Source organism: Citrobacter sp. RHBSTW-00859 (assembly GCF_013729795.1).
Classification (GTDB): domain Bacteria; phylum Pseudomonadota; class Gammaproteobacteria; order Enterobacterales; family Enterobacteriaceae; genus Citrobacter; species Citrobacter braakii.
The window spans coordinates 776471-789164 of record NZ_CP056284.1; the positions used below are offsets into that span (position 1 = coordinate 776471).

General features: G+C 53.4%; 13 protein-coding genes and 1 pseudogene. 7 read left to right on the forward strand and 7 right to left on the reverse strand.

Features of this window, described 5'->3' with window-relative positions:
• The first annotated feature begins 18 nt into the window (after positions 1–18).
• The gene (gene ygiD / locus HV302_RS03985; RefSeq protein ID WP_019077699.1) at positions 19–807 is read left to right on the forward strand and encodes a 4,5-DOPA dioxygenase extradiol; all 789 of its coding nucleotides are present in this window, start codon (positions 19–21) and stop codon (positions 805–807) included.
• Between the two features lie 85 nt (positions 808–892).
• Here ygiD and HV302_RS03990 read toward each other — a convergent pair whose 3' ends face one another.
• The 3 genes from HV302_RS03990 to tolC all read right to left on the reverse strand — a co-directional run bounded on the left by HV302_RS03990 (position 893) and on the right by tolC (position 4362).
• Entirely contained in the window at positions 893–2053 is a 1161-nt protein-coding gene (locus tag HV302_RS03990) for a glutathionylspermidine synthase family protein (RefSeq protein ID WP_016154522.1), read from the reverse strand.
• A 5-nt stretch (positions 2054–2058) separates the two neighbouring features.
• The gene (locus HV302_RS03995; RefSeq protein WP_016154521.1) at positions 2059–2736 is read right to left on the reverse strand and encodes a DUF1190 family protein; all 678 of its coding nucleotides are present in this window, start codon (positions 2734–2736) and stop codon (positions 2059–2061) included.
• 147 nt (positions 2737–2883) lie between these two features.
• On the reverse strand, positions 2884–4362 hold the full coding sequence (tolC, locus tag HV302_RS04000) for an outer membrane channel protein TolC (protein ID WP_094761926.1): 1479 nt from the start codon (positions 4360–4362) through the stop codon (positions 2884–2886).
• Between the two features lie 199 nt (positions 4363–4561).
• On the opposite strand from tolC, the gene nudF reads away from it, so the two are divergent.
• Genes nudF through parE form a run of 5 tightly spaced genes read left to right on the forward strand, consistent with a single transcriptional unit; the run spans position 4562 to position 8967 of the window.
• Entirely contained in the window at positions 4562–5194 is a 633-nt protein-coding gene (gene nudF / locus HV302_RS04005; RefSeq protein ID WP_016154519.1) for an ADP-ribose diphosphatase, read from the forward strand.
• The gene (locus HV302_RS04010; protein ID WP_016154518.1) at positions 5191–5613 is read left to right on the forward strand and encodes a DUF1249 family protein; all 423 of its coding nucleotides are present in this window, start codon (positions 5191–5193) and stop codon (positions 5611–5613) included. The genes nudF and HV302_RS04010 overlap by 4 nt, the downstream gene beginning before the upstream one ends.
• Positions 5614–5637: 24 nt before the next feature.
• Positions 5638–6465 carry a 3',5'-cyclic-AMP phosphodiesterase gene (gene cpdA, locus HV302_RS04015; protein WP_181626942.1) on the forward strand — a complete coding sequence of 276 codons (828 nt, stop codon included), beginning with the start codon at positions 5638–5640 and terminating at the stop codon, positions 6463–6465.
• Positions 6465–7046, forward strand: coding sequence for an esterase YqiA (gene yqiA, locus HV302_RS04020; protein ID WP_003024575.1), 582 nt, complete (start codon positions 6465–6467; stop codon positions 7044–7046). The genes cpdA and yqiA overlap by 1 nt, the downstream gene beginning before the upstream one ends.
• A 28-nt stretch (positions 7047–7074) precedes the next feature.
• The gene (parE, locus tag HV302_RS04025; RefSeq protein WP_046276169.1) at positions 7075–8967 is read left to right on the forward strand and encodes a DNA topoisomerase IV subunit B; all 1893 of its coding nucleotides are present in this window, start codon (positions 7075–7077) and stop codon (positions 8965–8967) included.
• Positions 8968–9067: 100 nt separating this feature from the next.
• Here parE and HV302_RS04030 read toward each other — a convergent pair whose 3' ends face one another.
• The 4 genes and pseudogenes from HV302_RS04030 to qseB form a co-directional block, all read right to left on the reverse strand.
• On the reverse strand, positions 9068–9382 hold the full coding sequence (locus HV302_RS04030) for a putative quinol monooxygenase (protein WP_181626943.1): 315 nt from the start codon (positions 9380–9382) through the stop codon (positions 9068–9070).
• 30 nt (positions 9383–9412) lie between these two features.
• Positions 9413–10004 (reverse strand): annotated as a pseudogene (locus tag HV302_RS04035) (NAD(P)H-dependent oxidoreductase).
• A gap of 109 nt (positions 10005–10113) precedes the next feature.
• The gene (qseC, locus tag HV302_RS04040) at positions 10114–11463 is read right to left on the reverse strand and encodes a quorum sensing histidine kinase QseC (protein WP_181626944.1); all 1350 of its coding nucleotides are present in this window, start codon (positions 11461–11463) and stop codon (positions 10114–10116) included.
• A complete protein-coding gene (gene qseB, locus HV302_RS04045) occupies positions 11460–12119 on the reverse strand; it encodes a quorum sensing response regulator transcription factor QseB (protein WP_046276171.1) in 660 nt (219 codons plus the stop codon). The genes qseC and qseB overlap by 4 nt, the downstream gene beginning before the upstream one ends.
• Before the next feature lie 152 nt (positions 12120–12271).
• On the opposite strand from qseB, the gene HV302_RS04050 reads away from it, so the two are divergent.
• Positions 12272–12667, forward strand: coding sequence for a YgiW/YdeI family stress tolerance OB fold protein (locus HV302_RS04050; protein ID WP_016154511.1), 396 nt, complete (start codon positions 12272–12274; stop codon positions 12665–12667).
• The last annotated feature ends 27 nt before the right edge of the window (positions 12668–12694 follow it).

Sequence of the window (12694 nt, forward strand, 5' to 3'; positions counted from 1 at the left end):
CTCAGTAAGGATATCATCATGTCTTCAACTCGTATGCCAGCATTGTTTTTGGGTCACGGTAGCCCGATGAATGTTCTGGAAGATAACGTTTATACCCGCGCCTGGCAGCAACTGGGGGAAACGTTGCCGCGCCCGAAAGCCATTGTGGTGGTCTCGGCGCATTGGTTCACTCGTGGCACGGGCGTGACGGCGATGGAAGCACCTAAAACAATCCACGATTTTGGCGGTTTTCCGCAGGCGCTGTATGACACCCATTACCCGGCTCCTGGATCACCGGAACTGGCGCAGCATCTGGTTGACTTGCTGGCCCCAGTGCCCGTTACCTTAGACAAAGAGGCGTGGGGTTTTGACCACGGTTCATGGGGCGTGCTGATCAAGATGTACCCTCATGCGGATATTCCGATGGTGCAGCTGAGCATTGACAGTACCAAACCTGCGGCCTGGCATTTTGAAATTGGCCGCAAGCTGGCGGCACTGCGTGATGAGGGCATTATGCTGGTAGCCAGCGGTAACGTGGTGCATAACCTGCGCACTGCGCGTTGGCACGGTGAGAACACGCCATATCCGTGGGCGACCTCATTCAACGATTATGTTAAAGCAAACCTGACATGGCAGGGACCGGTTGAACAGCACCCGCTGGTGAACTATCTCGATCATGAAGGGGGATCGTTATCGAACCCGACACCGGATCACTATCTGCCGCTGCTGTATGTATTAGGTGCCTGGGATGGCAAAGAGCCGGTGATTATTCCTGTTGACGGGATTGAGATGGGAAGTTTGAGTATGTTGTCGGTGCAGGTCGGATGATAAATGCCCGATGGCGCTGCGCTTATCGAGCCTACAGTTCGTGCTGTAGGCCGGGTAAGACGCAGCTACCACCCGGCACTCTCAGTCATTCGACAAAAATATGCGGATAGAAACGCGAGAGATCCTGCGTGATCAACGCGCGGTCTTCGCGAATGCCAATGCCAGCTGGTTGATCGTTGATTAGCCAGCTGCCGATCAACATATAGCTGTCGCCAAACTTCGGTAGCTGATGGAACTGCTGCACGATCATACCTTCTTCGCCGTACGGCCCTTCCACTGCTTCGATCGTTTTACCGTTTTCGATAATGGAAACGTTCGCACCTTCACGTGAGAAGATCGGCTTTACGACGAATTTATCCATCTGAGGATAGTCATCTTCGGCGAAATACGCAGGCAGCAGATTCGGATGATCCGGGAACATTTCCCACAACAGCGGTAATAACGCTTTGTTAGAGATAATGCTCTTCCAGGCTGGTTCCAGCCAGCGAACGCCAGCGTCTTCCAGCTTAGTGGAGAACATTTCGCGCAGCATGAATTCCCACGGATAGAGCTTGAACAGGTTAGCTATGACCTGATCTTGCATATCCGTGAACTGACCCTTTTCACCAAGACCAATATCTTCGACATAGAGGAATTCAGTGGCGATTTCAGCTTCGGCAGCGCAATCCTGCAGATACTGGATCGTTCCGCGATCTTCCACCGTATCGCGACAACAGGTCAGATGTAGCAACTGAAAACCATACTGCTCACGCAGCTCGGCGAAACGCTCGATCAGCTTTTCCTGCAGACTGTTGAATTGATCGCTGCCTTCCGGCAGGTTGCCTGCATTGAGTTGGTCTTCCAGCCAGATCCACTGGAAAAACGCAGCTTCGTACAGAGAGGTTGGCGTATCGGCGTTGTTTTCTAACAGCTTAGGCTCGCCCGTGCCGTCCCACGCCAGATCGAGACGCGAATAGAGCGACGGTTGCTGTGTCTGCCAGGACTGGCGGACAAAGCCCCAGGTATGCTTCGGAATGCGAAACTTGGTCATCAGCTCATCGCTGGCGATGACCCTTTCCACCACTTTGAGACACATTTGATGCAGCTCTGCGGTGACCTCTTCCAGCTTTTCGACCTGAGCAAGCGTGAGCTTATAATACGCATCCTCACACCAGTACGGCTCGCCGTACATAGTGTGAAAGTTGAAACCGTATTCGGTGGCTTTATCGCGCCAGTCCGGGCGCTCAACAATACTGACTCTTTCCATGACGATCAGCCGCCCATTGAACGAGTGGTAGTACCGCTTGCGCTACGCTGCATGGTGCTCTGTTTAGCCACAGATTCGCCAAATCCACCGCGGGTTACGGTAGAGGTGGTAGCCGGTTTCGGCGCCATGGCGGTTTTCGGTACGGTCATGGTGCGACCCGGCGTTGCGGCGCCGTAGTTTTTGCCGCCAGCATCCGTATATTTGCCGTATGCTGGGCTGGCCGGATTTTTCGAGCTGAACAGCGGCTGCTGAGCGCCCATACCGCCACCCATCATGCGGCCCATCATATAGCCTGCCATCAGCGGCATCCAGAAGCTGCCGCTGCTTTGATTCTGCGCCTGAGCCTGGCCTTCACCGGTCGGCGCCATGCCCGCTTGTGCAGGTGCCTGTTGGCACTGGCCTTCGCCGAATTCAGCGATACAGTCTTCGCGAGTGGCGTATTTTGGCGCGGTGCGTTCAGCTTCTTTCAGCGCATTGTTAAACGCGGTGGTACATTCGGCGCTTTTACCCGGATTAGCTGCAGAGCAGTCGTCCGCGTTCTGATAAAGCGAAACCGTTTCGTCACTCTTTTCACAGCCCGCGAGCATAAAAACAGCGGTAACTGCCAGAGCGACAGGAGTCAGGTGGCGCGCGCTCCAGCTTTTGCGGAACGAGGCGTGATGTATAGATTTTGTCCGTTTCATTTATGTCTTCCAGGACCCAGTGGTAACTCTGCTCAGAATAGAGGATGACTGGTCGAAATTGAAGCGGGAAGAGGCGAGAATGCGGAAGAAGGGGCGGATCTTTACGTTGCCTTACGTTCAGACGGGGCCGAAGCCCCGTCATCAGCATCAGTTACGGAACGGGTTGTTACCGTTGCTGCTGGTTGAACGTGCAGCCGTTGGTTGAGCCGCAGGCATATTGCCGTTGCTGTTAAAGTCATTCACCGCGGCATCTTGCTGCGGATTTTGCGGCGCGACGCTATCCGGAGAAGTCGGGATCGGTTTACCCAGCGTATTATTCAGCGCCACCAGATCCTGCTCGTTCAGCGTACCGAGCGCAGATTTGACGTTAAGCTGGTTGATAAGATAGGTATAACGCGCATTCGCCAGTTGCTGCTTGGCGTTGTACAGCGTGGTGGTGGCATCCAACACATCCACGATGGTACGGGTACCTACGGAATAGCCTGCTTCCATCGCATCTAAAGAGCTTTGGGCAGAGACAACCGCTTGTTTGTACGCGTTAATGCTACTGATGGAAGCATTAATGTTGTTGAACGAAGAACGCACGGTTTGCACCACGCTGCGGTGCGCGCTTTCCAGTTGTTCGCTCGCGCCAACAAAGTTGTACTGCGCTTGTTTCACCTGCGAGTTAACCATCCCGCCCTGGTACAGCGGCAGCGAGAAGTTCAGACCAATTTTGTTCTGGCCCATGTTGCTGTCGTCGTACTGGGAGGTGTTGGTTTTCGACCCGTTGTAGGAGGTGTCAGAAACGCCGGTAGAGGCGGTCAAACCCAGCGTCGGTAAGTGACCATCCTGCGCCAGACGAATCTGTTCACGCGCCAGATCCTGGCTCAAACGCGCCTGCAATAATGAGAGGTTGCGGTTTTCTGCTTCTTTCAGCAGCGCGTTCACCGCCTGCGGTTTGTTGGTTTTAAAGCCATCAACGTTCAGCGAAGCCAGTTCCGGGTAGTAGTTACCGGTCACCTGGCGCAGCTGTTCTACCGCGTTGTCGAGATTGTTACGCGCGGTCACTTCGTTCGCCAGCACGGTATCGTATTGTGAACGGGCGTTCTGTACGTCAGTGATGGCGACCAGGCCCACGTTAAAACGCTGTGTGGTCTGATCTAACTGACGATAGACCGCATCTTTCTGTGCCTGAGTGTAAGACAGCACGTCAATCGCGTTCAGTACGTTAAAATAAGCGGTAGCGGTATTCAGGATCAGCGTTTGCTGATCGGTCTGATACGTTACGTCTTGGATGCCTGCTGATTTTTCTTGCAGCGTCAGGGCACGCCATTTAGACATGTCGAACAGCGTCTGAGTCAATTGTAATGACGCGCTGGTTGCGTTGGAGTTGACGCCATTTGCATCACGGTAGCCATTGCTGTAGGTGTAATCGGCACCTAAACCTAGTTGCGGCAGTAATGGGCTACGCGCTTCGTTAATTTTTTCGAATGCAGCATCGCGATCGGCGGCGGATTTACGCAATTCCGGGTTGCTCAGGCGTGCTTGCTGATAAACCTGCATCAGGTTTTCTGCCTGGCTCAAAGTAGTGAACCCCGACAGGCTCAGGCCGATAAGGATGGGGAGCAATTTCTTCATTTGCATTCCTTGTTGTGAAGCAGTATTTAGCGCTGATCAAATTGTAAAAATATTTGCTGATTCTAGCAGAATCCGCCACTTCAAAAAGTTGGCGTTACGTGCCATACGGCGTTAATTTGCATCAATTTAACACAAGGGCGTTCAAACATCAGTCAAACGACCTTGAAATTCACATTTTAATCACTATTGGTCTCAGGACAGCACAATGCGTAAACCAGACAACTTGCCAATGACTTTCACTAAAAATGATGTAGAAATTATTGCACGAGAAACGCTATACCGCGGTTTTTTTTCACTGGATCTTTATCGGTTCCGCCATCGCCTGTTTAACGGCGGTATGAGCGGTGAGGTAAAGCGCGAAATTTTTGAGCGCGGACACGCGGCAGTCTTGCTACCCTTTGACCCTGAGCGGGACGAAGTTGTTCTGGTCGAGCAGATCCGTATCGCAGCGTTTGATACCAGCGAAAGTCCGTGGCTCCTGGAAATGGTGGCCGGAATGATTGAAGAGGGCGAAACCGTTGAGGATGTGGCTCGTCGTGAAGCGATGGAAGAGGCCGGGCTGGAAGTTAAACGTACGAAGCCCGTTCTGAGCTATCTGGCAAGCCCTGGCGGCACCAGTGAGCGCCTGTCTATTTTAGTTGGCGAAGTGGACGCCACGACCGCGAGCGGGATCCACGGTCTGGCTGATGAAAACGAAGATATTCGTGTTCATGTGGTGAGCCGGGAGCAGGCTTATCAATGGGTTGAAGAGGGGAAAATCGACAACGCGGCTTCTGTCATCGCCTTGCAATGGTTACAGCTGCACTATCAAGAGTTAAAAACTGAGTGGAAAAAATGAAGCGTTACACACCTGACTTCCCTGAAATGATGCGCCTGTGCGAAACCAACTATTCGCAATTGCGCCGTCTGCTGCCGCGTAATGACGCAGCCGATGAAACAGTGAGCTATCAGGTCGCAAACGCACAATATCGGTTAACGATCGTTGAATCGACCCGATACACTACGCTTGTCGCGATCGAACAAACGGCACCCGCGGTCACATACTGGAGCCTGCCGTCATTGACAGTCCGCCTGTATCATGACGCGAGGGTGGCTGAAGTGTGTTCGAGTCAGCAGATCTTTCGCTTCAAAGCGCGGTATGATTATCCAAATAAAAAGTTGCATCAACGCGACGAAAAGCATCAAATTAATCAGTTTCTGGCCGACTGGTTACGGTACTGTTTAGCACATGGAGCGATGGCGATTCCGGTTTATTAGCGTCGTGAAACCTAAGGACACCATTTGGAAAGCCTGTTAACCCTTCCTTTGGCTGGTGAGGCCAGAGTCAGGATCTTACAAATTACAGACACTCACCTGTTTGCCGAAAAGCATGAAACGCTGCTGGGTGTAAACACCTGGGACAGCTATCAATCCGTACTGGATGCAATACATGCAGAGTCGCCTGAATACGATCTGATCGTCGCGACTGGTGATTTGGCGCAGGACCAATCCGCTGCGGCCTATCAGCATTTTGCTGAGGGCATCGCAAGCTTTCGTGCGCCCTGCGTTTGGCTACCGGGCAATCACGATTTTCAGCCGGCAATGTACAGCGCGCTACAGGACGCGGGGATCTCACCCGCTAAACGCGTCTTTATTGGTGAACAGTGGCAAATCCTGTTGTTGGACAGCCAGGTGTTCGGCGTTCCCCACGGTGAATTAAGCGAATTTCAGCTCGAATGGCTGGAACGTAAACTTGCCGATGCGCCTGAGCGCAATACTTTGCTGCTTCTGCATCATCATCCTCTGCCAGCAGGTTGTAGCTGGCTCGATCAGCATAGCCTGCGTAATGCCGCAGAGCTGGATAACGTGCTGGTGAATTATCCTCGTGCCAAGTATTTGTTGTGTGGGCATATTCATCAGGAACTGGATTTGGACTGGAACGGACGCCGCCTGATGGCGACGCCGTCGACCTGTGTGCAGTTTAAGCCACACTGTTCCAACTTCACGTTAGATACCATCAGCCCCGGCTGGCGGACGCTGGAGCTTTTTGCTGACGGGACGTTGCAGACGCAGGTACGCCGTCTGCAGGGTAATCGGTTCCACCCTGATACCGCTTCAGAAGGCTACTGATGTCTACGCTTCTTTATCTTCACGGATTTAATAGTTCTCCTCGTTCGGCGAAGGCATGTTTGCTGAAAAACTGGCTGGCGGAGCATCATCCGCACGTTGAGATGATCGTACCCCAGTTGCCACCGTATCCGGCCCAGGCCGCAGAGATGCTGGAATCGATCATTCTCGAACATGGCGGAGAGTCGCTGGGAATTGTCGGTTCCTCGCTAGGAGGCTATTACGCCACCTGGCTGTCGCAATGTTTTATGCTGCCCGCGGTGGTGGTGAACCCTGCTGTCCGACCTTATGAACTGCTGGTCGACTATCTCGGTCAAAACGAGAACCCCTACACGGGGCAGCAATATGTGCTAGAGTCACGCCATATTTACGATCTTAAAGTCATGCAGATTGACCCGCTGGAAGCGCCGGATTTGATCTGGCTGCTTCAACAAACGGGCGATGAAGTGTTGGACTACCGCCAGGCGGTGGCGTATTACGCCTCCTGCCGCCAGACAGTTATTGAGGGCGGAAACCACGCATTCACGGGCTTCGAAGATTATTTCAACCCGATTGTCGATTTCCTTGGACTGCACAGTTTCTGACGATCAATTCGAATTGCTTATTTAAACCATGACGCAAACTTATAACGCTGATGCCATTGAGGTACTCACTGGGCTTGAGCCGGTACGCCGTCGCCCGGGGATGTACACCGATACAACCCGTCCGAACCATCTTGGACAGGAAGTGATTGATAACAGTGTGGATGAAGCACTGGCGGGCCACGCAAAACGCGTGGACGTGATTTTACATGCCGACCAGTCTCTGGAAGTTATTGATGATGGCCGCGGCATGCCGGTAGACATTCACCCTGAAGAGGGCGTTCCGGCGGTAGAGCTGATCCTCTGTCGTCTGCACGCAGGCGGTAAGTTCTCCAACAAAAACTATCAGTTCTCTGGTGGTTTACATGGGGTAGGGATCTCCGTGGTCAACGCCCTGTCGAAGCGTGTGGAAGTGAACGTGCGCCGCGACGGGCAGGTGTACAACATCGCGTTTGAGAACGGCGATAAGGTGCAAGATTTACAGGTTGTCGGTACCTGCGGTAAACGCAATACCGGAACCAGCGTGCACTTCTGGCCGGATGAAAGCTTCTTTGACAGCCCGCGTTTTTCCGTTTCGCGCTTAACGCACGTACTGAAAGCCAAAGCGGTGCTGTGCCCTGGTGTTGAGATCACCTTTAAGGATGAGGTCAATAACAGTGAACAGCGCTGGTGCTACCAGGATGGCCTGAATGACTATCTGAGCGAAGCGGTGAATGGCTTGCCGACGCTGCCGGAAAAACCGTTTATCGGTAATTTCAGCGGTGAAACAGAAACCGTGGACTGGGCGCTGCTCTGGCTGCCGGAAGGCGGCGAGCTGCTGACTGAAAGCTATGTGAACCTGATCCCAACCATGCAGGGCGGTACGCACGTTAACGGCCTGCGCCAGGGTCTGCTGGATGCAATGCGCGAGTTCTGTGAATACCGCAATATTCTGCCGCGCGGCGTGAAGCTGTCGGCGGAAGATATCTGGGATCGCTGTGCTTACGTGCTGTCGGTAAAAATGCAGGATCCGCAGTTTGCCGGACAAACCAAAGAGCGCCTCTCTTCGCGGCAGTGCGCGGCATTCGTCTCTGGCGTGGTGAAAGATGCTTTCAGCCTGTGGCTGAACCAGAACGTGCAATCAGCCGAACTGCTGGCTGAGATGGCGATTTCCAGCGCCCAACGTCGTCTGCGTGCGGCGAAAAAAGTGGTGCGTAAGAAGTTGACCAGCGGTCCGGCGTTGCCGGGGAAACTGGCGGACTGTACCGCACAGGATCTTAATCGCACCGAACTGTTTCTCGTCGAAGGTGACTCGGCGGGCGGATCGGCGAAACAGGCGCGCGATCGTGAATATCAGGCGATCATGCCGCTGAAAGGTAAGATCCTCAACACCTGGGAAGTCTCTTCCGATGAAGTGTTGGCTTCGCAGGAAGTTCACGATATTTCGGTGGCGATCGGCATCGATCCGGACAGTGATGATCTGAGCCAGCTGCGCTACGGTAAGATCTGTATTCTGGCGGATGCGGATTCCGATGGTTTGCACATCGCCACGCTGCTGTGCGCGCTGTTTGTGAAACACTTCCGTACGCTGGTGAAACACGGTCACGTCTATGTGGCGCTGCCGCCGTTATACCGTATCGACCTCGGTAAAGAGGTGTATTACGCGCTGACGGAAGAAGAGAAAGCGGGCGTGCTGGAGCAGTTAAAGCGCAAGAAAGGCAAGCCGAACGTGCAGCGCTTTAAAGGTCTGGGTGAAATGAACCCGATGCAGCTGCGTGAAACCACGCTGGATCCGAATACCCGCCGCCTGGTGCAGCTCATCATTGAGGACGAAGACGATCAGCGTACCAACGCAATGATGGATATGCTGCTGGCCAAGAAGCGTTCTGAAGATCGCCGTAACTGGTTGCAGGAGAAAGGTGACCTGGCGGATCTCGAAGGGTAATTGACCGTGAATGCCGGATGGCGCTGGGCTTACCAGGCCTGAGGATTGCAATATAAGCCGGATACGTCTGTTTATGGCGTTATCCGGCAAATCGACAATCTTAAATGCCAGACTCCAGAATACGAATACTCATGTCCAGCACGTCGCCTTTCACGGCTTCGCTATAGGCTTTCATATGCGGTGTCTGCAAATGCGCTTCAAGATGCGCAATGCTTTCCCACTGTTCAACCATCACGATTGAGTCCGGGGCTGTGGTCTGAAAACTGACGCCAGCAGCATGATCGATCATCGGCGCGTAGCCGTGGCAGCCTTCCTCTTTCAGTACGGTTGGAACGATTTTAGCGAATTGATCCAGTACCGCCTGGCGGTGATGTTGACCTGGACGTGTACGGATTTCTGCAATAACGGTAAGCATGGTTAACTCCTTCTAATTCCAGGTTACCAGTTAACCAAAAATTTCGTTCAGATGCTTGCGATATTCTGCGATATTCTGCGATATAACGCGGGACGTCCGGCATTTTAATCACGTCATTGGTGATAAAGGTCGGCAGCGCTTCCATTCCCAGGAACTGGTTTGCTTTATGGAACGGGAGATAAACGCCATCAACGCCAACGCCATGGAAGAACTGACCTTTTTCAGTAAAAGCTTCCATCGGTGCGTTCCAGGTCAGTGACAGCATGTATTTTTTGCCCTGAATCAGCCCACCGGAGCCGTATTTTTTAGACGCATCTGAACGCGTGCGACCATCGCTGGCGTACAGCGTACCGTGACCTTCGGTAAACACGTCATCAATGTATTTTTTCACGGTCCACGGCGCACCCATCCACCAGCCAGGCATTTGCCAGATAACCACATCGGCCCAGACGAAGTTCTGTACTTCATCAGGAATGTCATAGTCGCTGTCGGCGCGCACGATTTTAACATCATGCCCGAGGTCGCGCAGAAGGCCATCCGCGACCTCGGTCAGGGTGTCGTTTAACTGACCTTTGGAGTGGGCGAATTTTTTCGCACCATTGATAATCAGAATGTTGCTCATTTTGTGTCCTCAGGGAAATACGTTTGAAGACGATTTTACCCCTACCAGCGACGCGGTGAAATTAGCAAAATGTGCAAAGTCTTTTGCTATTTGAGCAATAATAACGCAATTACCAACTGACCTTCGCTTCAAAGCCACCTTGCGGAGCGTTGCCAAACGAGGCTGACATTCCATGCAATATTGCGATACGGCGGACAATCGATAGGCCGAGACCGCTGCCAGTCACGCTTTGTCCCGGTGGACGATAAAAGCGTTCCCCGATGTGCGTAAGGACCTCTGGCGCAACGCCAGGACCATTATCCTTGACGCTAAAATTACGGGCGTTGAGCGTCACTTCCACAATGCTACCCCGCGGGCTGTAGCGGATCGCATTATCCAGCAGATTTCGTACCATCAGGCTCAGCAACAGCGGCTGTCCTGTGCGCATGATGTTGTGCGCGTTAATCTGCAAACGCACGTCGATGTGCGCCTGCTGGGCTGGATGGTAGATATCCATCACCGTGGATTGCAAAAGCTCCTCCAGCGAGATTTCCGCCACATCCTGAAGATTGTCGAGGGAGTCGAGGCGTGAAAGCGTCAGTAACTGATCGACCAGTCGGGTGGCGCGTTCAATTCCCGCATGCAACTGTACCAGCGCTTTTTCCCGCGTTTGCGGGTCGTCGTCTGACAGTTGCACCACTTCTGTTTGTACTTTCAGCGCGGTCAACGGGCTGCGCAGCTCGTGGGCAGCATCAGAAGTGAAACGCCGTTCGCGGACCATCATGGAATGGGTGCGGGTAAACAACTGATTGAGCGATTCAACCAACGGGCGTACTTCGCTTGGCACACCTTTCGGGTCGAGCGGCTCCTCCGATTCCGGTGAGCGCCAGCGCAGAGCCTGCGCCAGTTTTTTCAGCGGCCTGAGTTCACGGCTAATCATGACCACCAGGATTAGCAACATCAGCGGCAGCGCAATCAACCACGGTGTTAACTGGGCGGTGACGATCGACAGCGCCATATCCTCTCGATACTCCCACTCCTGGCCTACCACAATGCGGTATTTGCCGTCAGCGGAATTCAGCCACAGAAAACGCCATGCGTCGTTGTCCCCCTTGAGTTGGCCATCGGTAAAGCCTTCGCGGGTGTAGCTGTAGGGAATGTCCTGGCCGTTGTCGCCATCGTGCAATACCATTTTGCCGTCGATTGTGAAGATGGCAAACGTCAGCGCGTCGTCATCAATATGGCCGTGCTTGAGCTTCTTCGGCGTGCGAGCCATATTGCTTGAGGTGGTGACGTCGCTGATATCCAGCGTGCTGAGCCGCTTGGCGAACAGCATCAGTTGGGTATCAAACAGCTCATCGACATTGTCGGTGGTCTGCTTCCAGGCTACAAAGCTGGAAACGGCCCAGGTCGCTGATGCCAGAATCAGAAAAATAAGCGTTAGCCTGACGCGCAGGCTGAGGCGTTGTGTGAGTTTCATGTGTCACCCAAGGTGTAGCCAATGCCATGCACGGTACGGATAAAGTCGCTGCCGAGCTTACGGCGTAAGTGATGGACGTGTACCTCAATCGCATTGCTGGAGACGTTTTCGTCCCAGGTATACAGTTTTTCTTCAATCAGTTTGCGGGGCAGGACGCGACCCTTATTGCGCATCAGCAGCTCCAGTAGAGCGAACTCTTTGGGTTTGAGAGACAAAGGCTCATCTGCCGCCGTGGCAACCAGCGCACCGGGATCGAGCGTCACCTGGCCATGGCGCAATATGTTGCTCGCCTGGCCGCTGGCACGGCGCACCAGCGCCTCCAGCCTGGCGGCAACTTCGATCAGCGCAAAGGGTTTGCACAGATAGTCATCCGCGCCGAGACGCAGACCCTCAACGCGTTCCGCCAGCGCGTCGCGAGCGGTCAGAATCAGCACTGGCTCCTGCTTTCCGTTGGCTCGCCATTCGCGCAAGATGTCCCGTCCGTCGATGCCTGGCAGCGTCAGGTCGAGGATCACCGCATCATAAGGGGCGCTGTAGAGCGCTTCTTTCCCCTGTCGACCCTCGGTAAACCAGTCGATGCTGAAACCCATTTTACTCAGACCTGTTTTCAGGCCGTCGCCGATCAATGTGTCATCTTCGATCAGTAAAATACGCATATGTTCTTCCCTGCAGCCGCTCTCATTAGCGTCAGTAAACCTTGTGACTACAGCCTCTGTACAGCAAAAAAAGTATCTTTTTTTGCCTTAAGAACTTGTTAAGGATTAACTTATTTAATAGTCGTAAACCAAAATGAAAGGGAGACATGACGATGAAAAAATTAGCTGCAATGGTTGCTGTAATGGCACTGTGTTCCGCACCTGTTCTGGCAGCGCAGCAGGGCGGTTTCTCTGGACCGACAACCACCACGCAAAGCCAAAATGGCGGATTTGTCGGCCCGAATGGTAGCAGCGCGACGGTAGAAAGCGCCAAATCACTGCGTGATGACACTTGGGTTACCCTGCGCGGGAACATCGTTGAGCGTATTTCCGACGACCTGTATGTGTTTAAAGATGCGACCGGCACAGTGAATGTGGATATCGACCACAAGCGCTGGAACGGCGTAACCGTCACACCGCAGGATGTGGTTGAAATCCAGGGTGAAGTGGATAAAGACTGGAACTCCGTTGAAATCGACGTGAAACAGATTACCAAAGTTGCCAAATAATCCCCATCAGGGCCGCACTCGTGGCCC

Bases quoted from the DNA above. Each gene is read 5' to 3' on its own strand.
- ygiD (WP_019077699.1), top strand. From the start codon at position 19: ATGTCTTCAACTCGTATGCCAGCATTGTTTTTGGGTCACGGTAGCCCG.
- HV302_RS03990 (WP_016154522.1), bottom strand. From the start codon at position 2,053: ATGGAAAGAGTCAGTATTGTTGAGCGCCCGGACTGGCGCGATAAAGCC.
- HV302_RS03995 (WP_016154521.1), bottom strand. From the start codon at position 2,736: ATGAAACGGACAAAATCTATACATCACGCCTCGTTCCGCAAAAGCTGG.
- tolC (WP_094761926.1), bottom strand. From the start codon at position 4,362: ATGCAAATGAAGAAATTGCTCCCCATCCTTATCGGCCTGAGCCTGTCG.
- nudF (WP_016154519.1), top strand. From the start codon at position 4,562: ATGCGTAAACCAGACAACTTGCCAATGACTTTCACTAAAAATGATGTA.
- HV302_RS04010 (WP_016154518.1), top strand. From the start codon at position 5,191: ATGAAGCGTTACACACCTGACTTCCCTGAAATGATGCGCCTGTGCGAA.
- yqiA (WP_003024575.1), top strand. From the start codon at position 6,465: ATGTCTACGCTTCTTTATCTTCACGGATTTAATAGTTCTCCTCGTTCG.
- parE (WP_046276169.1), top strand. From the start codon at position 7,075: ATGACGCAAACTTATAACGCTGATGCCATTGAGGTACTCACTGGGCTT.
- HV302_RS04030 (WP_181626943.1), bottom strand. From the start codon at position 9,382: ATGCTTACCGTTATTGCAGAAATCCGTACACGTCCAGGTCAACATCAC.
- qseC (WP_181626944.1), bottom strand. From the start codon at position 11,463: ATGAAACTCACACAACGCCTCAGCCTGCGCGTCAGGCTAACGCTTATT.
- qseB (WP_046276171.1), bottom strand. From the start codon at position 12,119: ATGCGTATTTTACTGATCGAAGATGACACATTGATCGGCGACGGCCTG.
- HV302_RS04050 (WP_016154511.1), top strand. From the start codon at position 12,272: ATGAAAAAATTAGCTGCAATGGTTGCTGTAATGGCACTGTGTTCCGCA.